The organism is Serratia sp. 3ACOL1, assembly GCF_003668775.1.
Classification (GTDB): Bacteria; Pseudomonadota; Gammaproteobacteria; order Enterobacterales; family Enterobacteriaceae; genus Chania; species Chania fonticola.
In genome coordinates this window covers 1055647-1077317 of record NZ_CP033055.1, presented here as the reverse complement: position 1 = coordinate 1077317, position 21671 = coordinate 1055647, and the positions used below count along the sequence as shown (strand labels likewise).

General features: G+C 53.4%; 22 protein-coding genes. 14 read left to right on the top strand and 8 right to left on the bottom strand.

Annotated elements, in window-relative coordinates; genetic code table 11:
- Positions 1–8: 8 nt before the first annotated feature.
- Genes D9980_RS04930 through yceD form a run of 4 tightly spaced genes read right to left on the bottom strand, consistent with a single transcriptional unit; the run spans position 9 to position 2721 of the window.
- Entirely contained in the window at positions 9–962 is a 954-nt protein-coding gene (locus D9980_RS04930) for a beta-ketoacyl-ACP synthase III (RefSeq protein ID WP_024485942.1), read from the bottom strand.
- A 6-nt stretch (positions 963–968) separates the two neighbouring features.
- Positions 969–2003 carry a phosphate acyltransferase PlsX gene (gene plsX / locus D9980_RS04925; protein WP_121606587.1) on the bottom strand — a complete coding sequence of 345 codons (1035 nt, stop codon included), beginning with the start codon at positions 2001–2003 and terminating at the stop codon, positions 969–971.
- A gap of 12 nt (positions 2004–2015) precedes the next feature.
- Complete coding sequence (rpmF, locus tag D9980_RS04920; RefSeq protein ID WP_004943042.1) at positions 2016–2183, bottom strand: 50S ribosomal protein L32; 168 nt, start codon at positions 2181–2183, stop codon at positions 2016–2018.
- Positions 2184–2199: 16 nt separating this feature from the next.
- Positions 2200–2721, bottom strand: coding sequence for a 23S rRNA accumulation protein YceD (gene yceD, locus D9980_RS04915; RefSeq protein WP_024485941.1), 522 nt, complete (start codon positions 2719–2721; stop codon positions 2200–2202).
- Positions 2722–2862: 141 nt separating this feature from the next.
- On the opposite strand from yceD, the gene D9980_RS04910 reads away from it, so the two are divergent.
- A complete protein-coding gene (locus tag D9980_RS04910) occupies positions 2863–3444 on the top strand; it encodes a nucleoside triphosphate pyrophosphatase (RefSeq protein ID WP_162304235.1) in 582 nt (193 codons plus the stop codon).
- Between the two features lie 79 nt (positions 3445–3523).
- Here D9980_RS04910 and rluC read toward each other — a convergent pair whose 3' ends face one another.
- Positions 3524–4492, bottom strand: coding sequence for a 23S rRNA pseudouridine(955/2504/2580) synthase RluC (rluC, locus tag D9980_RS04905; protein WP_121606585.1), 969 nt, complete (start codon positions 4490–4492; stop codon positions 3524–3526).
- A gap of 553 nt (positions 4493–5045) precedes the next feature.
- Here rluC and rne point away from each other — a divergent pair.
- From rne to D9980_RS04865, 7 genes are all read left to right on the top strand, one after another.
- Positions 5046–8324, top strand: a complete 3279-nt coding sequence (gene rne / locus D9980_RS04895; RefSeq protein WP_121606583.1) for a ribonuclease E — start codon at positions 5046–5048, stop codon at positions 8322–8324.
- Between the two features lie 251 nt (positions 8325–8575).
- Entirely contained in the window at positions 8576–9625 is a 1050-nt protein-coding gene (pyrC, locus tag D9980_RS04890) for a dihydroorotase (RefSeq protein ID WP_121606582.1), read from the top strand.
- 74 nt (positions 9626–9699) lie between these two features.
- Entirely contained in the window at positions 9700–9939 is a 240-nt protein-coding gene (dinI, locus tag D9980_RS04885; RefSeq protein ID WP_121606581.1) for a DNA damage-inducible protein I, read from the top strand.
- 134 nt (positions 9940–10073) lie between these two features.
- Positions 10074–10352: a hypothetical protein gene (locus D9980_RS04880; protein ID WP_121606580.1), complete on the top strand. Its 279-nt coding sequence runs from the start codon at positions 10074–10076 to the stop codon at positions 10350–10352.
- Between the two features lie 197 nt (positions 10353–10549).
- The gene (bssS, locus tag D9980_RS04875; RefSeq protein ID WP_024485935.1) at positions 10550–10804 is read left to right on the top strand and encodes a biofilm formation regulator BssS; all 255 of its coding nucleotides are present in this window, start codon (positions 10550–10552) and stop codon (positions 10802–10804) included.
- A gap of 145 nt (positions 10805–10949) precedes the next feature.
- Positions 10950–12062, top strand: a complete 1113-nt coding sequence (gene solA, locus D9980_RS04870; RefSeq protein WP_121606579.1) for an N-methyl-L-tryptophan oxidase — start codon at positions 10950–10952, stop codon at positions 12060–12062.
- Positions 12063–12276: 214 nt separating this feature from the next.
- Positions 12277–12918, top strand: a complete 642-nt coding sequence (locus D9980_RS04865; RefSeq protein ID WP_121606578.1) for a LuxR C-terminal-related transcriptional regulator — start codon at positions 12277–12279, stop codon at positions 12916–12918.
- 3 nt (positions 12919–12921) lie between these two features.
- On the opposite strand, the gene D9980_RS04860 is transcribed toward D9980_RS04865, so the two are convergent.
- Positions 12922–13980 (bottom strand): AI-2E family transporter, encoded by a 1059-nt coding sequence (locus D9980_RS04860; RefSeq protein WP_121606577.1) that lies wholly within the window; start codon positions 13978–13980, stop codon positions 12922–12924.
- Positions 13981–14408: 428 nt separating this feature from the next.
- Between D9980_RS04860 and D9980_RS04855 the strand changes: the two genes are divergently transcribed.
- On the top strand, positions 14409–14963 hold the full coding sequence (locus D9980_RS04855; RefSeq protein ID WP_071680514.1) for a cytochrome b: 555 nt from the start codon (positions 14409–14411) through the stop codon (positions 14961–14963).
- Between the two features lie 26 nt (positions 14964–14989).
- Positions 14990–15568, top strand: coding sequence for a YceI family protein (locus D9980_RS04850; protein WP_121606576.1), 579 nt, complete (start codon positions 14990–14992; stop codon positions 15566–15568).
- 90 nt (positions 15569–15658) lie between these two features.
- Here D9980_RS04850 and D9980_RS04845 read toward each other — a convergent pair whose 3' ends face one another.
- The gene (locus D9980_RS04845; RefSeq protein ID WP_121606575.1) at positions 15659–16711 is read right to left on the bottom strand and encodes a rhodanese-related sulfurtransferase; all 1053 of its coding nucleotides are present in this window, start codon (positions 16709–16711) and stop codon (positions 15659–15661) included.
- Between the two features lie 208 nt (positions 16712–16919).
- Between D9980_RS04845 and D9980_RS04840 the strand changes: the two genes are divergently transcribed.
- Positions 16920–18017, top strand: coding sequence for an NADH:flavin oxidoreductase/NADH oxidase (locus D9980_RS04840; protein ID WP_121606574.1), 1098 nt, complete (start codon positions 16920–16922; stop codon positions 18015–18017).
- Here the strand turns inward: D9980_RS04840 and D9980_RS04835 are convergent.
- Positions 17976–18197 (bottom strand): histidine kinase, encoded by a 222-nt coding sequence (locus tag D9980_RS04835; protein WP_370454290.1) that lies wholly within the window; start codon positions 18195–18197, stop codon positions 17976–17978. The two genes, D9980_RS04840 and D9980_RS04835, sit on opposite strands and share 42 nt — an antisense overlap.
- 327 nt (positions 18198–18524) lie before the next feature.
- Between D9980_RS04835 and D9980_RS04830 the strand changes: the two genes are divergently transcribed.
- The 3 genes from D9980_RS04830 (at position 18525) to mdtG (ending at position 21209) form a co-directional block, all read left to right on the top strand.
- Complete coding sequence (locus D9980_RS04830; protein WP_121606573.1) at positions 18525–19445, top strand: Kdo(2)-lipid IV(A) acyltransferase; 921 nt, start codon at positions 18525–18527, stop codon at positions 19443–19445.
- A gap of 59 nt (positions 19446–19504) precedes the next feature.
- Positions 19505–19789 (top strand): YciI family protein, encoded by a 285-nt coding sequence (locus tag D9980_RS04825; RefSeq protein ID WP_024486560.1) that lies wholly within the window; start codon positions 19505–19507, stop codon positions 19787–19789.
- Positions 19790–19973: 184 nt separating this feature from the next.
- Positions 19974–21209 carry a multidrug efflux MFS transporter MdtG gene (mdtG, locus tag D9980_RS04820; RefSeq protein ID WP_024486559.1) on the top strand — a complete coding sequence of 412 codons (1236 nt, stop codon included), beginning with the start codon at positions 19974–19976 and terminating at the stop codon, positions 21207–21209.
- The last annotated feature ends 462 nt before the right edge of the window (positions 21210–21671 follow it).

The window sequence follows — 21671 nt, the reverse complement described above, 5'->3', positions numbered from 1 at the left end:
CTGTTGAATCAAAAACGAACCAGCGCCGAGCCCCAGGTAAAGCCACCGCCGAATGCTTCCAGCAACACCAGCTGACCACGCTGGATGCGCCCGTCGCGTACGGCTTCGTCGAGCGCCGCAGGTACCGAGGCGGCAGAAGTGTTTCCGTGACGATCGAGCGTCACCACCACTTTCTCCATCCCCATACCCAGTTTTTTTGCCGTTGCGCTGATGATGCGCAGGTTGGCCTGGTGCGGAACCAGCCAATCCAGTTCGCTGCGGTCAAGATCGTTGGCCTTCAGCGTTTCATCAACGATATGTGCCAGTTCGGTGACTGCCACTTTAAACACTTCGTTGCCCGCCATGGTGACGTAGGCAGGCTGATCCGGGTTCTGACGATCTTTATTCGGCAGCGCCAGCAGATTGCCATAGCGGCCATCCGCATGCAGATGGGTAGAGATAATGCCCTGGTCCTCAGAAGCCCCCAGCACTACCGCGCCCGCACCGTCGCCAAACAGGATGATCGTGCCGCGATCTTCAGGATCGAGCGTGCGCGACAGCGCATCTGAGCCAATCACCAGCGCATGTTTTACCGCGCCGTTCTTGACGTACTGATCGGCCACGCTCAAGGCGTAGGTAAAGCCAGCACAGGCCGCCGCGATGTCAAACGCCGCGCAGTCCTGAATGCCCAGCATCTGCTGCACCTGGCAGGCAGAACTTGGGAACGCATGGCTTGAGGTGGTGGTCGCCACCACGATCAGGCCGATATCTTCTTTAGCCACACCTGCCATTTCCAGCGCGTGAGACGCAGCGTGGAAGCTCATGGTTGCCACGGTTTCATCCGGGGCAGCGATACGACGTTCACGAATACCGGTGCGAGTCACGATCCACTCGTCAGACGTATCCACCATTTTTTCTAAGTCAGCGTTGGTGCGCACTTGTGCGGGTAAGTAACTCCCCGTACCGAGAATCTTTGTATACATGAACGATCAGTCACTCTTGGGTAATACAGCTTCAAGGCGCGCAGCAATCCTGTCCGGAACTTGCCGCTGCACCGCCTGTACAGCCTGTTCGATTGCCACCGCAAACGCGTTTTGGTTTGCAGCGCCGTGGCTCTTAATCACGGTTCCCCGCAATCCTAACAGACATGCACCATTATACTGGTCGGGGTTCAGATGACCAAAACGCCTTGCCACCCTTTTTTGTAACCAACGACCCAACAATTTTAACCACCACGCCTGTTTTCCCCCTTCGGAGGATGACTTGAGTAGCGACAAGAACAGTCTTATCACACCTTCCATGGTTTTCAGAGTGACGTTGCCGACAAAGCCGTCGCAGACCATCACATCAGTTTTGCCGGTGAGCAGGTCGTTGCCTTCCAGATAACCAATATAGTTGATTGCCTGAGTTTTTTTAAGTACGGCGGAGGCTTCGCGGATATTATCCAATCCTTTGGTTTCTTCTTCGCCGATATTGAGCAGCGCCACACGTGGCTGCGCGATACCCAATACCTCTTCCGCCATCACTGCTCCCATGACCGCGAACTGCACCAGCATCGTGCTATCGCACTCTACGTTGGCCCCCAGATCCAGCACCACGGTTTTACCGCGCTGCTGGTTAGGTATCACGGTCATCAACGCCGGGCGTTCAATGCCATCCAACGGTTTGATCAGCAGCTTGGCCAGCCCCATCAACACCCCGGTATTCCCTGCACTGACACAAGCCTGCGCCTCACCGCTTTTAATCAACTCCAGCGCAATACGCATAGAGGTACCTCGGCTGGCCCGGATCGCTTGTGAAGGCTTGGCGTCACCGGCAATAACCGATTCGGCAGGTACGACTTGCAAGCGTTCCAGGACAGACGGATCGGCTTTGGCAAGTAACGGGGAGATGACGTCGGGATCGCCGACTAACAGGAGATGAAGCTGTAAATTAGAGGCCAGTGCCTGCAATGAAGCAGGCACTGTGACGCAGGGACCGAAATCCCCGCCCATTGCATCTAACGCCAGGGTTAGACGAGTCAAAGTATCGCTGACTTAGCCGATAACCTTGCGACCGCGGTAGAAACCGTCGGCAGTGATGTGGTGACGACGATGAGTTTCACCGGAAGTCGCATCTACAGACAAGGTGGTGGTGGTCAGGGCATCGTGTGAACGACGCATGCCACGTTTGGAACGGGTTGGTTTATTTTGTTGTACGGCCATGGACCTTACTCCTCGATTACTTACGCTTTAAACTGGCTAATACGGCAAATGGATTTGGTTTCTCCGCCTCAGGAGGCAGTTTGCCAAACACCATGTCCGCTTCGGACACTTCACAGTGTTCAGATTCATGTACCGGAACGACAGGCAGTGAAAGAATAATTTCATCTTCAATCATTGCCAACAGATCGACTTCGCCAAACTCGTCAACTTCGATCGGTTCGTACGCTTCCGGTAATGCCTCAGCCTGCTCATCATTGACGACCGGGCTAAAACAATATGTTGTGTGGACCTGATGTGCAAACGGGACACCACAGCGTTGGCACATCAGCGTTACCGCGACGTCCGCATGCCCTGTTATCACCGCGAGGCGCTGGTTATCAATATCAAACGACAACTGCACTTCGACATCACTGTCCACACTGACCACAGAGTCGGCAACACGTGTAACCAGCTCAGGCGCATAGGAACCAACATAGTCCAGGCGTTTCTGAGCGGTACGTACCGCATCAATGGTCAAGGGTAATTTTACCTTTTGCATAGGGCGCGCATATTAACTTTGTAACGTCATAGAGTCAAAGAAAAAGGCCCTAAAACGGCACCTTTCACCAATATTCGCTTCCAGAGCGGCCGACAGTTTAAGATGACCGACATATTTACGCTACGGTTTGTGGAAAAAATTATGCAAAGACTCTTACTCGCTTCAACGTCAATCTACCGCCAGCAGCTGTTGGAGAAGCTGCACCTGCCCTTTATTTGTGCAGCACCGCAAACCGATGAAACACCGCTGCCCGGGGAAAGTGCCGAGGCTTTGGTGCTGCGCCTGGCGGCGGCCAAGGCTCAGGCGCTGGCTATGGCCTACCCAGATTATCTGATTATCGGTTCCGATCAGGTCTGCGTGATCGCCGGAGAAATCACCGGTAAGCCCCATAGCGAAGAGAACGCCCGCCAGCAGCTACGTAAGGCCAGCGGCCAGCAGGTGACCTTCTATACCGGTTTGGCGCTCTATAATAGCCGTAGCCAACGACTACAGGTGATATGTGAACCTTTCCACGTTCATTTCCGTACGTTGAGCGAAGTGGAGATCGAAACCTACGTGCGCCTTGAGCAGCCGCTCTATTGTGCCGGTAGCTTCAAGAGTGAAGGTTTGGGGATTGCGCTGTTTGAAAAGCTGGAGGGCCGCGACCCGAATGCGCTGATCGGCCTGCCGCTGATCGCATTGTTGGAAATGTTGCGGGCTGAAGGGATCAACCCGCTGTTATAAGTGGGCGCGGCATGCCGCGCCCCTACGATCGAATATGTTAGGCCCTAACAAATTCCACAGCTGCTCACTATGCCAGGGTTTATTTTTTTGCTGCGGCGGTCCGTTGGCGCAATACCTGTAGGCAATGACGCAGTTCATCATCCATCGGCGCTTCGATGCGCATCGTTTCGCCGGTAGCAGGATGTTCAAAGCGCAGCGCCGCCGCATGCAGGAACAGGCGTTTCAGGCCGGTACCCGCCAATTGGCGATCGAACTCCCGGTCACCATAACGATCGTCAAAGGCGATCGGATGCCCGGCATGCAAGGTATGCACGCGAATCTGGTGGGTACGCCCGGTGATCGGGCTGGCCTTCACCAGCGTGGCATGTTCAAAGCGCTCTTCGATCTTGAAGCGGGTCTCCGAAGGTTTGCCTTCGCTGTTGACGCGAACAATGCGCTCCCCGCTCTGCAAAATATTCTTCAGCAACGGTGCCTGCACCGCTTTACAGTGCGACTGCCACTCGCCGCGCACTAACGCCATATAATCCTTCTGCATCCCCTTGAGGCGCAGTTGCTCGTGCAGCGAACGCAGCGCCGAACGCTTCTTGGCCACCATCAAGACGCCAGAGGTATCGCGATCCAAACGGTGCACCAGCTCCAGAAAACGTGCTTCCGGACGTAATGCCCGCAATCCTTCGATCACGCCAAAACTCAGGCCGCTACCGCCGTGCACCGCCGTTCCAGAAGGTTTGTTCAGCAGCAGCAGGTGATCGTCCTCATAAAGGATGCAATCCGCCAGGGCAGCAACTTTATCCAGCTTGACGGAAACCGGCGCATCTTCACGCTCAGCGACCCGAACCGGAGGAATGCGCACCACATCGCCCGCGGCCAGTTTATATTCAGCCTTGATGCGGCCTTTATTGACCCGCACCTCGCCTTTGCGCACGATGCGATAAATCATGCTCTTCGGCACGCCTTTCAGGCGGGCAAGCAAAAAATTGTCGATTCTCTGGCCAGCTTCGTCGTCAGAAATCGTCACTAATTGTACTGCGGGAATGTTCGTTTTCATGGGGCGGGATTCTAAATAGAGCGCGTCAATAGCGCCACCTCTTTTTATGTGCTTAACTGTCTCTCAGACTGTGAAAGAAACGCCAGCGAACAATAAGGCAGCAAGCAAGGTTCATCGTTTGCGGTTTCGATCATAGTTAAGGAAAAGTCACCTTGCTATAAAGGTACTTGCAATGGAATAATGCTGTAACTTTCCGTGCCGATCCCCTTGAAACGAGGAGAATTGCGGAATTATACAGTTTGTCTGGTTGCACAAAAACGCAGCAATGGCGTAAGACGTAATGTGAAATCAAACAATTAGCGGGCTGCGGGTTGCAGCTTGGCCGGCAAATGGAATCAGATCTGTCAACATAAATCAGAGGCTATTCCCTGAGTCAAAAGCGCTGTGTTTCACAAAGAAATACAGGCTTACCGAGATAATGCGCCCCTATGCAGGCGACAACCGTGAGGTTGACGGCTTTGCGAGAAGACACGGGGTTTTCGGTTTTAACCTGGCCATGAGGTTATTTTGCCCGCAGCTTTGTCGATAATGTAAAAAAAACGAGTAAGTTAAGATGAAAAGAATGTTGATTAACGCAACTCAGCAGGAAGAGTTGCGTGTTGCCCTTGTAGATGGACAGCGGCTGTACGATCTGGATATTGAAAGCCCTGGCCATGAGCAGAAAAAAGCGAATATTTACAAAGGCAAAATCACTCGAATTGAACCTAGTCTTGAGGCCGCGTTCGTTGATTACGGCGCTGAAAGACATGGTTTCCTCCCGCTAAAAGAAATCGCTCGCGAATACTTCCCAAGCAATTACTCTTCCCATGGTCGCCCAAACATCAAAGATGTGCTGCGTGAAGGCCAGGAAGTCATCGTTCAGGTTGATAAAGAAGAACGGGGTAATAAAGGCGCTGCCTTGACCACCTTCATCAGCCTGGCCGGTAGCTATCTGGTTCTGATGCCGAACAATCCGCGTGCCGGTGGTATTTCCCGCCGCATCGAAGGTGACGACCGTACCGAACTGAAAGAAGCGCTCTCCTCGCTGCAATTGCCAGACGGCATGGGACTGATTGTCCGCACCGCTGGCGTTGGCAAATCTGCCGACGCTCTGCAATGGGACCTGTCATTCCGCCTCAAGCACTGGGAAGCGATTAAAAAAGCCGCCGAAGGCCGCCCTGCTCCGTTCCTGATCCACCAGGAAAGCAATGTTATCGTGCGAGCATTCCGCGACTACCTGCGCCCGGACATCGGCGAAATCCTGATCGACAACCCGAAGGTACTCGATCTGGCCAAAGAGCACATCGCTGCCCTGGGCCGCCCGGATTTCAGCAGCAAGATCAAATTGTACAGTGGCGAAATCCCGCTGTTCAGCCATTACCAGATCGAATCGCAGATCGAGTCCGCGTTCCAACGTGAAGTGCGTCTGCCTTCCGGTGGTTCCATCGTGATCGACACCACCGAAGCCTTGACCGCTATCGATATCAACTCCGCGCGTGCAACCCGCGGTGGCGACATCGAAGAAACCGCATTCAATACCAACCTGGAAGCCGCAGATGAAATTGCTCGCCAATTGCGCCTGCGCGACCTGGGTGGCCTGATCGTTATCGACTTTATCGATATGACCCCGGTTCGTCACCAGCGTGAAGTGGAAAACCGTCTGCGCGATGCCGTCCGCCAGGACCGTGCCCGCATTCAGATTGGCCGTATTTCTCGTTTCGGCCTGTTGGAAATGTCCCGTCAGCGCCTTAGCCCGTCACTGGGTGAATCTAGCCACCACGTGTGCCCACGCTGTACCGGTACCGGCACCATCCGTGATAACGAATCGCTGGCGCTGTCTATTCTGCGCCTGATCGAAGAAGAAGCGCTGAAAGAGAACACCAAAGAAGTTCACGCCATCGTACCGGTTCAGGTTGCTTCCTACCTGCTGAACGAAAAACGTGATTCTGTCAGCGCGATCGAGAAGCGCCAGGGTGGCGTGAAAGCGATCATCGTGCCAAACGATCAGATGCAGACTCCGCATTACTCCGTGCTGCGCGTACGCAAGGGTGAAGAAACACCAACCCTGAGCTACCTGCTGCCGAAGCTGCATGAAGAAGAAATGGCCCAGCCGCAGGATGATGCGCCAGTCGAGCGCAAACGCGAGCAACCGGCTCTGGCATCCTTCTCTCTGTCACAGGATGCTCCACCGCAGGAAGAAGAACCTGTGGTTAGCAAGCCTGCCGTTGCCGCCAAACCGGCAGTTTCATCAGCCCCTGCTGCTGAAGCCAAACCTGGCCTGTTAAGCCGTCTGTTCGGAGGCTTGAAGTCACTGTTCGCCGGTGAAGAAACGCCAGTGGTTGAAGCTAAACCGGCCGTAGCTGAGAAAACGGAAGACAGCGACAACCGTCGTCAGGATCGTCGTGGCCAACGTCGCCAGGGTTCTGGCCGTAAAGGTGAACGTGGCGAGCGTAAAGAACGTGGCGAAGGGCGTGACAACCGTGAACGTGGCGATCGTGAGCCACGCGAAAATCGCGAGCCGCGTGAACCACGTGAAAACCGTGACGACCAGCGCCGCAACAACCGCCGTAACGCACAGCAACAGACTGCACCAGCGGCTGCTAACACCGAAGTGCAGACTGAAGAAGCGGCCAAGGTACAGCGCGAAGATCAGCAACAGCGCCGTGAACAACGTGCCGAGCGTCAACGCCGTCGTCAGGAAGAAAAACGCCAGGCTCCGCAAGACGTCAAAGTGCCAGAAACTGCGGAAGTCGTTGTTGCCAGCCATAGCAATGACGAAGATGAAGACCGTCATCAGCAGCCAACGCAGCGTCGTCAACGCCGTCCACTCGCGCAGAAAGTTCGCGTCCTGTCGGCGGAAGAAGAACTGCATCGCGCCGCAGAAGAACTGTTAGCGCCTAAGGCGCCGGTCGCCAAGGTTGAAGAAAACCAGGCTCCGGTATTGGCTGAGAGCGTTAAGCTGTTGCCACAGACCATTGCGGCACAGTCTGAAGATGACGCGCAAGCTGACAACCGTGGTAACGGTGAAAACGGCATGCCACGTCGCTCTCGTCGTTCTCCACGCCATTTGCGCGTCAGTGGTCAGCGTCGTCGTCGCTATCGTGACGAGCGTTATCCGAACCAGTCACCAATGCCGTTGGCCGGGGCGTTTGCCTCACCAGAGATGGCTTCAGGCAAGGTTTGGGTCAGCTATCCTGTGGCACAAGCAGCCGTCTACGTTGAACACGAAGAAGCTCAAGCGCCAGTGGCAGTAGAAACCGTAGTCGTTGCTGCTGCACCGGTGGCTGCTGAAGCCGCTCCTGTTCAGCCTGTAGTTGAAACCGCTCCGGCAGTGACTGAATCGGTGGCAACACCGGTAGTTGAAGCCCAGGTAGAAACTGCACCTGTTGAAACCGTAGCCGTCGCTGCCGAGCCAGCCGCTGTTGTGGTAGATGAAACCGTTGTCAGTGAAACAGCTGAGGATGAGACAGTTGCAGATGCAGCGATACAAGCTGAGCCAGTTATCGCTGAACCCGTGGTGCAAGAGCCTGTAGTTGAAGAAGCCGTAGTGGAAGCCCCTGCAGAGGCTACTGTAACCGCAGAGCCGGAAGTGGTGTCAGCACAGCCAGAGGCAGCTCCAGCTCCTGTGCAGGCGGCCCCAGTGGTTGCACAACCGCAACCGACGCTCTACAAGCATATCGCTACCGCCCCGATGACCAAAGCGCCTGCGCCGGATTACCAGCCGGAAGCCGCGAAGACCAGCGAGTGGCAGCGCCCTTCCTTCAACTTTGACGGAAAAGGTTCTGCTGGCGGCCATGCAGCGGCTAATCAGGCCACCGCTCCAGCCACCAAACCGCAGCCGGTTAACGACTAAGTTAATTCCTGCCATACAAAACCCGCCTAGATGGCGGGTTTTTTCTTACTACTGAACACTCAGGCCCTCCTTTTCAGTTTGTTAATGTCCAATGCCTCAAGTTGCTCCGATCGCGTAAGCCAATTGATTTCAACTTGTCATTAACTAACAGATGCATCCAAAACGTTTTCCGCTTATCCTTTCACCCCGGCGTGAATAACCCTCGTTTATTCGCTTTTATTAAGATTTTTTGACCGCCGGAGCTCTGCACCATGACCGCACAACCCCAAGCCCTGAAAATCCGCCGCCCTGACGACTGGCATATCCATTTGCGTGACGACGACATGCTGAAAACGGTTCTGCCCTATACCAGTCAGGTGTTTGGCCGGGCGATTGTGATGCCGAACCTGGCCCCACCGATCACCACCGTTGCCGCGGCACGTAGCTATCGTGAACGTATTCTGGCAGCCCTCCCCGCAGAACATGACTTCACGCCGTTGATGACCTGCTACCTGACGGATTCACTGGCTGCGGCTGAGCTGGTCAACGGGTTTGAGCAAGGGGTGTTTACCGCTGCCAAGCTCTATCCAGCCAATGCCACCACCAACTCCAGCCACGGCGTGAGCGATGTGGCCGGGATTTATCCCCTGCTTGAGCAGATGCAGAAGATCGGTATGCCGCTGCTGATCCATGGCGAAGTCACCGATGCCAGCGTGGATATCTTCGATCGCGAGGCTCACTTTATCGAACAGGTGATGGAGCCGGTTCGCCGCCAGTTCCCGGAATTAAAAATCGTATTCGAGCATATCACCACCCGGGAAGCCGCTCAGTACGTGCAGGAAGGCAATCGTTTCCTTGGTGCCACCATTACGCCGCAGCACCTGATGTTTAACCGCAATCACATGCTGGTAGGCGGGATCCGGCCACACCTGTTCTGCCTGCCGATCCTCAAGCGTAACATCCATCAGGAAGCGTTACGCAGCGCCGTTGCCAGCGGTTGTGACCGCTTCTTCCTCGGCACCGACTCGGCACCTCATGCCAAACACCGTAAAGAGACCAGCTGTGGCTGTGCAGGGGTATTCAACGCCCCAAACGCGATGCCCGCCTACGCCACCGTGTTTGAGCAATTAGGCGCGCTGGAGCATCTGGAAGCCTTCAGCTCGCTGAATGGCCCCCGCTTCTACGGCTTGCCGGTGAACCAGGACTTTATCACGCTGCAACGCCTGCCGGTGGCCCAGCCAGAGGAGATCACTTTGGGTAATGAAGCCGTGGTGCCCTTCCTGGCCGGTGAGACCATCAACTGGTCAGTGACCGACTGCTAAATATTTTATTTCTGCTCTTGCCTCCGGCGCCAGTTAACTGTATAAATATCCAGTAGACAGTTCCGGGGGCAATTATGCGTGTTGAAGTCACTATAGATAAAACCAAACCACTGCCGCCGGGGGCTATCGAAGCCCTGACCGGCGAATTCAGTAAACGGGTCAATCGCCAGTTTCCTGACACTATCGTCCAGATCCGTTATGCCGGTGCCAATGGCCTTTCCGTAATGGGCGGTGCCAAAACAGATAAAGACCTGATCGAGGAGATACTCCAGGAAACCTGGGAAAGTGCCGACGATTGGTTCAGTGCAGAATAATTCTGCAATGTAGTTGTTGCCGGGGGTCGCTCTCCGGCTTTTTTGTTTCCGCCGTATTGCCCTTTTCCCTGGAAGAAACAGCACTTGTGGTCTGTAATGATTAGACGACTTATGGTGCAACAAAGGTGTAAACAATGGTTCCGGATAAAGGCAAGCCCGAAGAAGCGATGACCTTTGGCGAGTTGCTGGCCCTGATCGCCGATCAAAAACGGCGGCTGAGCGTGCTCGAGGTCGCTTTCTCTTATTTGTCTTTTGGCTTGAATGACAAAGCCAACCAGTTGCTGATCCACAGCCTGAAACTGGAAGCACAAAATCAGAACCGCGATCCTGAAATGCAAAAGCATTTCGCCCATCTTGCAGCCGAATTAGAAAGTCATGCGCACGTGCAACTTCCTCCTGCATCCGAAGAGTAATATTTGAACGTGCGCAACATGCAGCGCCCCAACCATTTGCCGATTAATTGCGCAAAAAATATTTATTTGCAATAAACCGCAGGAAAACACCCCACGTCAGATCTCGGATGCGTATACTGTAAAAGCTCACCATGAAGATGAGACGCATTGATCCTCGTTAGTAACTCCAGCTAGTCACTACTTGATAAGGGGTCTTTATGGACAGAAATGATGAAGTAATACAGACACATCCGCTTGTTGGCTGGGATATCAGTACCGTCGATGTTTATGATGCCATGATGATTCGCCTTCATTACCTGTCTTCACTAGACCAAACAGCCGAAGAAGCGCAAGTGGATCGGACTCTTTGGCTAACCACAGACGTTGCCCGCCAATTGATCAATATTTTAGAGGCTGGCATCGCCAAGATAGAATCTACGGATTATTTAGACCTTGATCGAAGAAAACATTAACCCATTCACCCTCAACCGCTAAGGCGTCGGCAATTAACCGGCGCCTTTTCTTTTGTATCGACCCGCATCGGTTCATGGTGCATTACCGCCGCCAAACTCTTATCATATCCGCCATCAGCGACACATCAAAGAAAGGACATGGCACGTGGAATATGACTTGATCATCGTGGGTAGCGGCTCGGTTGGGGCTGCTGCAGGCTATTATGCGACAGCCGCAGGCCTTAAGGTCTTAATGATCGATAGCGCTTTCCCCCCGCATCGTCAGGGCAGCCACCACGGCGATACCCGCATCATCCGCCATGCCTACGGCGAAGGCGAAAAATATGTGCCTTTTCTGCTGCGTGCCCAGGCACTGTGGAACGGATTAGAGCAGAAAAGCGGCGACAAGCTGTTTCATCCCTGTGGCGTGCTCACCCTCGGGCCACAAGACAGTGAATTTGTCACCACGGCACAGCGCAGTGCCAAAAACTTTAACCTCAATACCGAGTTACTGAGCGCCGAACAGATCCAACAACGCTGGCAAAAGTTCACTGCGCCAGCAGGTTATGTCGGCCTGTTCGAACCCGATGCAGGGATACTGCGCTCGGAACTGATTGTTGCCAGCTACGTCAAATTGGCCAGAGAAGCGGGCTGCGCCCAACTGTTCAATTGCCCGGTAACCGCCATCGAGCCAATCGAGCAAGGGGTTGAGGTCCTTACTTCAGAGGGGCGCTACCAAGGGCGTAAAGCCGTGGTCTGCGTGGGTACTTGGGTTAAAAATCTGTTACCACAGCTTCCAATTTCACCGGTGCGTAAGGTGTTTTCCTGGTATCAGGCCGATGGCCGTTACAGCGAAAACAACCGTTTTCCGGCTTTCACCGTTGAAGCGCAAGACGGCTGCCACTACTACGGTTTCCCATCCGAGAATGACGGCTTAAAGGTCGGTAAACATGATGGTGGACAACCGATGGAGACAGCAGATCAGCGCAAGCCGTTCGGCTCCCTGGCCAGCGACGGTACCGAAGTATTCGGCTTTCTGCGCCACTTCCTGCCAGGGCTTGGCGTCTGTCTGCACGGTGAAGCCTGTAGCTATGATATGAGCCCGGATGAAGACTTTATCATCGACACCCTGCCTGACTGCCAACGCCTGATGGTGATCACCGGCCTGAGTGGCCACGGCTTTAAGTTTGCCAGCGTACTGGGTGAGATAGCCGCGCTGTTTGCGCAAGATAAGCCTTCATCCCTTGATATCACGCCCTTCAGCCTGCGGCGTTTCTGACCGATCAAGCCCCTGTTCGCCCCGCTCTGGCCAGCGGCAGGGGAAAACTCCAACAATAAAATCCCACTAATATACTGATATTCCTGGAAAATAGGTTATAGACGGAAATATCTTCCTATAGCCACTGGATTTCCGAATTGATCCCACAACCGGGTAAGGCCTATTTTACATAATTAGGCTCTAGCCCTTTTGTATCTTCAACAAGGACGTCACTATGAAACTACTCGTTGTGGACGAATGCTGTTTCACTCGTATTGGGATCGCCAACCACTTTACTGACAACGTGTTTGCGTCAGTAAACTGCTGCCCAGACATCGACACCGCGCTTCCTCTACTGGCCAGTTTCAAACCCAGCCATATTTTGGTGAATCTGACCAACTACTGCCGCTGTACAACAGACAATCAACTGCTTTCAGCGTTTATCACGGCGGCGTGGCGTGCAACGGTACATATTTATCTGGATGTTCCTTATCCCTACAGTGAAAGCCCGCTGCGCATTGCCAGCAATACTTTTTTATTCAACAAAGCCGTGCTACCCATTGCGCTAAAAACGCTAAGTAAAATCCCAAGTGAACTAATGAAGGATGAAGAGGCTCATTCGCTTTTCAGCCCGCAAGAGTTGACGGTAATGCGCTATTGGATGTCCGAAATGCCGAATTATCGCATCGCCAAGAAATTACAGATCAGCGCCCATACGGTGTACGTACATAAACGCCATATCACCGAGAAAATCAACGTGCGTAACCGGCTGGAATTTTATTCACTGTATAACATACTGCGTTATTTCTATCCGCCAGAACCCACCACATTTAAGCCGGTGGGTTCGGCTTCGTTAGAACTGCGGGCCGCCGTTTAAGCCTCATTTCGGCGTGATTTCGTTTATCTGGCGTCCATCACCGAGGAGCATGGCCACCTTGCGTCCTCCGTCCATGGTTTCCAACGTGATGCGCGCGATAATGGTCAAAGGGACCGAAAGCAACATCCCCACGGGTCCCATCAGCCAGCCCCAGAAGATCAGGGAAAGGAACACCACCAGCGTAGAAAGCCCCAGCCCACGGCCCATGATCCGTGGTTCCAGCATATTACCGATGATCAGGTTGATCAGAATATAGCCCGCAGCCACCACGGCCGCATCGGCAAAGCCGTTAAACAGCAAAGCCTGGACCAGCGGCGGAATAGCAGCAATGATCGAACCAATATTGGGCACATAGTTGAACATGAACGCCATCATGCCCCAGATAAAGGCAAAACGAACGCCAACCCAGCTTAGAAAGCCCCAGACGATCAGGCCAGTTGCCAGACTGATAGCGGTCTTAATCACTAGATAGTGTGTGACCCCTTGCAAGGCCCGGCGGATAGTGGCCATCCCTTCGGTGGGATTATCCAGCGCCTGCTGCAGCTTAAAGGGCAATACCTTTACCTCAAACAGCATAAAGACCACCGTCATCAATAACAGGAAGATGCTGGTCATCGCCCCAGAAAGGTGCCCCAGCAGGCGGGTCACCAAGTTCATGGTGGCACCAGGATCGACGTATTTGACCACCGCATCTGCCGAGAAGTTAATATCCAGATTGAAGCGTTGCGCCTGGTATTGCAACTCACCCAGCTTCTCCAGCATCATGCCCCGATACTGTGGCAAGGAGCGAGCAAACTCATTTAATGAAGCTCCCAGCATGCCGACCAGGGTCAGCAACAGCACGACGATGGCAATCACCAACAGCGTCACCCCCAGCGCTCTGGGCACACGAAAACGTTCCAGTAGCAGCACCAGTGGGTTTAACACGATGGCCAAGAAAACCGCCAGCAGGAATGGCACCACAATATCTGCCGCCGCCTTTATGCCAGCCAGGATCACCACCAGCATGGCCAGCATCATAATCAAACGTAGCTTGCGGTCATTTAACTCGGGTATGCCCATGAAAATTCCTTGTGTGATACTGGCCCACCAGAGCCATTGATAAATACATGTTAGCAAATTATTCCTTGCTGTCGCAGGCATATTACCCTCAAGTTGCTGAAGGAATTAAGCTAATCCTGGTTGACAGGGCGAACAAATAATCGGCGCTAGTCGTTATTCAATTATTTGCCAAGGTTTCTGATGGTATTTACGAAAAATGACAAAAGCTGACAATGAAGAATAAAGTCGATAGATTTCAATTGGCCAGCGTTTCTCCAGTATTGCCAAAAAAACGCCCTCTCCGACGATTCCTTTGACCAACTTGCCACAACTCAAACAAATCTACTGATTAATATTTTTATGCAGTAACTTAGTTAAATTTATTATTGATTTATGTTTCTTAAAGTTTAAGTATTGCAGTCGGTAAATGAGTTTTGTAAGGAAAACTGATGCTCTGGAAAAATACCGCCGACCGCTTTGGTCACGTTTCTGTACTGATCCACTGGCTGGTGGCGCTGACCGTTTACGGCATGTTCGCCCTCGGCTTATGGATGGTGACGCTGGGTTACTACGACGTTTGGTATCACCAGGCGCCGGAGATCCACAAAAGTATTGGCACGCTGCTGTTTATCGTCATGGTGGTACGGGTGGTTTGGCGCTTTATCTCGCCGCCGCCAAAGCCTCTGGCCAGTTATAGCCGTCTTACGCGTATCAGTGCCGTGCTCGCCCATATCGCACTTTACACCGTGCTGTTCGCCATCCTGATCAGCGGCTACCTGATCTCGACCGCCGATGGTCAGGCAATCAGCGTATTTGGCTGGTTTGACGTACCGGCTAGCGTGACAGGTTTGCCACAGCAGGCCGACACCGCCGGGACTATCCACCTTTATCTGGCTTGGGCCGTCGTCGTGCTTTCGGTACTGCACGCCCTGGCTGCGCTTAAACATCACTTTATTGATCGTGATGTTACTTTGAAACGGATGCTGGGTCGCAGCACCGATTAACCCTTTGGATTTATGGAGATATTGCTATGTTGAAGAAAACCGTATTAGGCCTGGCCGCAGGCGCCCTACTGTTAAACGCCGGTTCCGCTCTGGCTGCCAATTATAAAATCGACAAACAAGGCCAGCACGCCTTTATCGAATTCCGCATCCAGCACCTGGGTTACAGCTGGATTTACGGCACTTTCAAAGATTTTGACGGTAGCTTCACCTTCGATGAAAAAGACCCGGCTAACGATAAAGTCAACGTTACCATCAACACAGCCAGCGTAGACACCAACCACGCCGAGCGTGACAAACACCTGCGCAGCGCCGATTTCTTGAACGTTGAAAAGAACAAGCAGGCTACCTTTACCTCTACCGAAGTGAAAAAAGACGGTGAAGGTTATGCTGTAGTCGGCAACCTGACGTTGAACGGCGTGACCAAGCCGGTCACACTGGCAGCCAAACTGGTCGGCGAAGGTAAGGATCCTTGGGGCGGTTACCGCGCCGGTTTCGAAGCCAACGGTAAAATCAAGCTGAAAGACTTTGGCATCACCACTGACCTGGGCCCGGCTTCTCAGGAAGTTGAGCTGATCATCTCGGTCGAAGGCGTTCGCGAGAAGTAATACATTCTTTATACAACAAGGGCGCTGAATTAGTAGGGGCGCTGCATGCTGCGCCCGCTTAGCAGCGCCCTACTTAACTTATGTGTCCCCTTACTCTTTCGGTTCTGGGATATGCATGGTGGTTTGCAACAGCCCTTTGGACTTATTGAAGATTTTTACGCCATTCTCGCGGCCAGCCCGGCGGGCTCGCTGTTCTTCACGCGGTAGTTTCAACTCTTCGCGGCAGGTCTCGCTGCAACAGCCAGCAAATTTCTCGGCACAGCTTGGGCACTGGATAAACAGCAGATGGCAGCCGTCGTTCAGGCAGTTGGTATGAGTATCACATGCCACACCGCACTGATGGCAGTTGGCAATCACGTCTTCTGAGATACGTTCCCCCATGCGCTCGTCAAACACAAAGTTCTTGCCGATGAACTTCAGTGGCAACCCTTGCGCCTTCGCCTGGCGGGCATATTCGATAATACCGCCTTCCACGTGATAGACGTTTTTGAAGCCATTATGCAGCATATAGGCGCTGGCTTTCTCACAACGGATCCCACCGGTACAGTACATGACAATATTTTTGTCTTTCTGCTCCTGTAGCATCTCCACCGCCATCGGTAGCTGATCGCGGAACGTGTCGGAAGGCACTTCGATCGCCTTATCAAAGTGCCCAACCTCGTACTCATAGTGGTTGCGCATATCAACGAACACCGTATTCGGATCGTCGATCATCTGGTTAACGCGATCGGCCTGCAGATACTCACCCACATTGGCAGGGTTGAAGGTCTCATCTTCAATCCCGTCGGCCACAATACGTTCACGCACTTTCAGGCGCAGTACCCAGAAGGATTTGCCATCGTCTTCCAGCGCAATATTCAGGCGCACTTGGTCCAGAGCCGGATGCGAAGCAAACAGCACGGTTTTGAACGCGTCAAAGTGACTCTGCGGCACGCTGATCTGCGCATTGATGCCCTCTTTGGCCACGTAGATACGGCCAAACACCTTCAGTTTATCGAACTGAATATACAGGCTATCGCGAAATGCCTTGGGGTCGTCAATGGTGAAATATTTATAAAAAGAAACTGTGGTGCGTGGCTCGGTTTCGGCCAGCATACGCGCCTTCAGTTCCTCATTAGAAATTCGGTTATGTAACACTGGCATGGTGTACTTTCCTGTCTTTCGGGAGGTGACTGATTGAGTGCCCACGGGCCGTTAGCCCGCGCGCGGCGCACATCATACCCGAAAATAGGCTGCAACACAGCATTAACCCAGCGGCAATGATTTCCGCACAAAGCTTGACGTTATTGGCAAATACCGATAAGCCTAGTGCACGTTGTAGCAACGAATTTTGACGGACCTTGAGGAAATTATGAGCCAGCTGTTTACTCCTATCACCCTGGGGCTACTGCGGTTGCCTAACCGTATTATTATCGCCCCCATGTGCCAGTACTCTGCCGACAACGGCAAAGCCACCGAGTGGCATACAATGCATCTCGGCCATCTATCCCTTTCCGGGGCGGGTTTGCTGATTGTGGAAGCCACTGCGGTTTCACCGGAAGGCCGTATTTCTCCGGGGGATCTGGGCCTTTGGGACGACGCTACCGAACAAGCACTTGCCGACGTGGTTCAGTCCGTAAAAAAACACGCAACCATGCCTTTGGGGATCCAACTGGGGCATGCTGGCCGCAAAGCTTCATGCGCCCTTCCCTGGCAAGGCGGGGCTCAGTTGGCCAAGAGTGAGGGCGGCTGGCAAACACTTTCTGCCTCCAATCAGCCCTTTAACCCTCTGGATGAGGCTCCACAGGCCATGAGCCTGGAGCAAATCGAGCAGTTAAAGGCACAGTTTGTTGCAGCGGCACGGCGCGCCGACCGTCTCGGCTTCGATCTGATCGAACTGCACGGGGCGCATGGTTACCTGTTGCATCAGTTCCTTTCGCCACTGGCCAATCAGCGCACCGATCAATACGGCGGATGTCTGCAAAATCGTATGCGATTGTTGCTGGAGATTTTCAGCGAGGTGCGGGCAGTCTTCCCGGCCAATAAAGCGCTTGGGGTGCGGATCTCCGCCAGTGACTGGGTTGAAGGGGGCTGGAACGAACAGCAGTCCGTTGAGCTGACCAGCGCTTTAAAGGAATTGGGCTGCGATTACATTCATATTTCCAGCGGCGGCCTATCGCCGCAGCAAAAAATCCCGGTGGGGCCGAACTACCAGGTGCCGTTCGCCGAAACCATCAAACATAAAGTAGGGATACCAACCATCGCCGTGGGGTTGATCACCGAACCGGAGCAGGCAGAAGCAATCGTCGCCACCGGTCAGGCTGATATGGTCGCGCTAGCGCGTGGTATTCTCTATAACCCCCGCTGGCCGTGGCACGCAGCCGCAAAACTGGGGGCCCAAGTGCAGGCTCCGCCACAGTATTGGCGCTCAGAACCACACCGGGTGAAAGGATTGTTCAAAGACCATTAAAACGGCCTCAAGCGGGTGTTTAGCGCCCGCTTGACCATTCCGTAACCCCGGAAATAACCGCACCAGCCAGCAGCCCGCCCCCGCTACGGCTAGCAAAGGGTTGTACTGCATATAGGCACCAAGACAGCCAAGTAACCCACCGATCACCAATAGCCCAGCGCTTAACCATGATGCCAACATAGTTACCTCCTGAATCAATAAACGAATAAAACACCGCCTGACTTATAGGTCGATTCTTACTTGATTTGGCCAAATAACCAACAGCCGCACCTGATTTAGGCCTAAAAAGGGTGTTTTAATGCGGTGAGTTTTCCTGTTACATAAGAAAAATGTCACAATACGCTACTATAAACGGCAGAAAACCATCGCATAGACCGAGTCGTTCAAGCAACCCGTGGCCAGCAAAAAATTCTGATGGCGACCTACAACACGACTTATGGCAACTCGACGTGTCTATGCATTTTATCTGTTATTACTGTTAAATGACTGCTTCTAAGCTGAGAACCCATGACGCAAGTTCCTTCTTTCAATCGATCTTTACTGCATCCACGCTACTGGCTTACCTGGTTTGGCATCGCCTTACTCTACCTGCTGGTCCTGCTGCCCTACCCAATTATTTATCGTTTGGGGACCAGGTTGGGTCGCTTTTCAATGCGTTTCCTCAAACGCCGGCGAGCGATAACTGAGCGTAACCTGGAACTGTGCTTTCCGGATATGCCGAGAGCCGAACGTGATGCGTTGATCGCCAAGAACTTCGAATCCGTGGGGATGGGGCTGTTTGAAACCGGCATGGCCTGGTTCTGGCCCAACTGGCGTATCGAGCGCTGGTTCAGCGTCAGCGGCCTGGAGCACATTCAAAAGGCACGGGACAATCATCAAGGGGTGCTGCTGATCGGCCTGCACTTCCTGACGCTGGAGTTGGGTGCTCGTATCTTTGGCATCCACAATCCGGGGATCGGCGTTTACCGTCCACACGATAACAAGCTGATGGACTGGCTACAGACCTGGGGCCGTATGCGCTCGAACAAATCCATGCTGGACCGTAAAGACGTCAAGGGGATGATCCGCGCCCTGAAACAGGGTGAGATCATCTGGTACGCACCGGACCATGACTACGGCCCGCGGAGCAGCGTGTTTGCCCCGCTATTTGCCGTAGAAAAAGCAGCGACCACCACCGGCAGCTATGTGTTGATCCGCATGGGGAAACCGGCGATCATTCCCTTTACGCCACGCCGCCTGCCAGAAGGCAAAGGGTACGAACTCATCATGCAGCCAGCGGTGGAAAATTTCCCGCTGGATAACGAAGTCGAGGCTGCAGCCTTTATGAACAAGGTGGTAGAAAAAGAGATCCTGATGGCGCCGGATCAATATATGTGGCTACACCGCCGCTTCAAGACCCGCCCAGAAGGTGAGCCTTCTCTCTATTAATCATTACGGGCCGAGATGGCCCGCATGATATTGTCACTTTCCCAGCAACAGGAGCTTCTATGTATATCGTCAGCCTGACCTATCACCGCCCGATTGAAGAAGTAGAAAGCCATCTTGAAGGGCATATCGCCTGGTTGAAGCACTATTTTCAAGCCGGCAGCTTTATTGCTTCTGGCCGTAAGAACCCACGTACCGGCGGCGTGATCCTGGTAAAAGATATGGAACGCACCAAGCTGGATGCCATCCTGGCGGAAGATCCCTTTGTTGCCGTGGCCAATTATGAGGTGACAAACGTCGCTCTCACCACTACCAGCGCCGGATTCGAAGCCTTGGCCGGTGCCTGAACCCTCCGTTCCCGCGTTGCCCGGCGCGGGAATAATTGTCATTCTCCGTTTTAAAACTTTATTTCATTTTCACGCAAAATCACACAGCTGCTCATTTGATAACCTGCGTTATTAAGCGCATACTTACCAAGCTAACTTTTTTGCCTTGCGCGATCGCCAGGCATCTCTTCCCGCACGGAAACCTATGGCCCCGGCAGCAGAACCTATCAATTGGCAACGTAACCTGTTCATCACCTGGCTGGGCTGCTTTCTGACCGGTGCGGCCTTTAGCCTGATCATGCCGTTCCTGCCGCTGTACGTTGAAGCTCTTGGCGTTACCGGCCATCAGTCGCTGAATATGTGGTCCGGATTGGTGTTCAGTATCACCTTCCTGTTCTCCGCGATTGCCTCGCCGTTCTGGGGCAGTCTGGCCGATCGCCGTGGGCGTAAGCTGATGTTGCTGCGTTCTGCGCTAGGAATGGGCATTGTGATGGTGCTGATGGGCATGGCGCAGAACATCTGGCAGTTTCTGGCACTGCGCGCGGTGCTGGGGTTGCTCGGCGGCTTTATTCCCAACGCCAATGCACTGATTGCTACCCAGGTGCCGCGCCATCGCAGCGGCTGGGCCCTGGGTACTTTATCGACCGGCGGCGTCAGTGGTGCCCTGATTGGCCCATTGATTGGCGGCTTGCTGGCTGACCAATATGGCCTGCGCCCCGTGTTCTTCATCACTGCCACTGTGCTGTTTATCTGTTTCCTGCTGACGCTATTTTGCGTACGGGAACAATTCACTCCAGTGCAGAAAAAAGACATGCTGCATGCGCGCCAGGTGTTTGCCTCGCTCAAAAGTCCCAAGCTGATCCTCAGCCTGTTTATCACCACCATGATCATCCAGATCGCCACTGGCTCGATTGCCCCAATCCTCACGCTTTACGTGCGTGAACTGGCAGGCAACATCAGCAACCTGGCGTTTGTCAGCGGTTTGATCGCCTCGGTACCGGGCGTTGCCGCCTTGATGAGTGCGCCACGGCTGGGCAAGCTGGGCGACAGGATCGGCCCGGAGCGGATTCTGGTGTTTATGCTGGTGATTTCCGTGCTGTTGCTGATCCCGATGGCCTTTGTCCAGACACCGTGGCAACTCGGCGTATTGCGCTTCCTGCTCGGCGCTGCCGATGGCGCACTGCTGCCTGCGGTGCAAACCTTGCTGATCTACAACTGTACCAATCAGGTTGCCGGGCGAATATTCAGCTATAACCAATCTTTCCGGGATATCGGCAACGTCAGCGGCCCACTACTCGGCGCCGCCGTTTCTGCCAGCTATGGATTCCGCGCGGTATTCTGCATGACGGCGCTGGTGGTGCTATTTAACGCGTTCTATTCCTGGTGGTGTTTACAGCGGCGGCCAGCGAGAATGCGTGAAGACACGTTACAGGAAGAGTAATAGCGCTATTTATCGCCAGTTGTTCTGATAAATATTACCCAAGCCCCGTTTCCCTTACTTTTATTATTGTTACCCTCCCGCTCCGGCTCTGCCCCAATCTCTAAGAACAATATTATTAACACCTTGTTTTTAGACACAAAAATCACAATCAGAGCAATAAACCACCTGTCAATGGAAATAACGCCACAACCAACATAAAAACCAATAAAGTAGATGTTTGTCGACTTTTCGTCTAAAAAATGGGATACAGGTACTAGACAAAGCCACCATTCAGTTATCAAATGGTTAAATAATATCACGCCAGAAGTAACATTCTGACCAAGTGAATAAAATGGCCTGCAGGGTTTTCAAGCTTAATAGGCGCTGCGGCTGAGGTTTTGTCAGGTAATCCGCATCAGCGGGATTACCTCACTTACAGACACAGACATACCACAGTATCTGCTGCCAGCGCGCAGCACATTA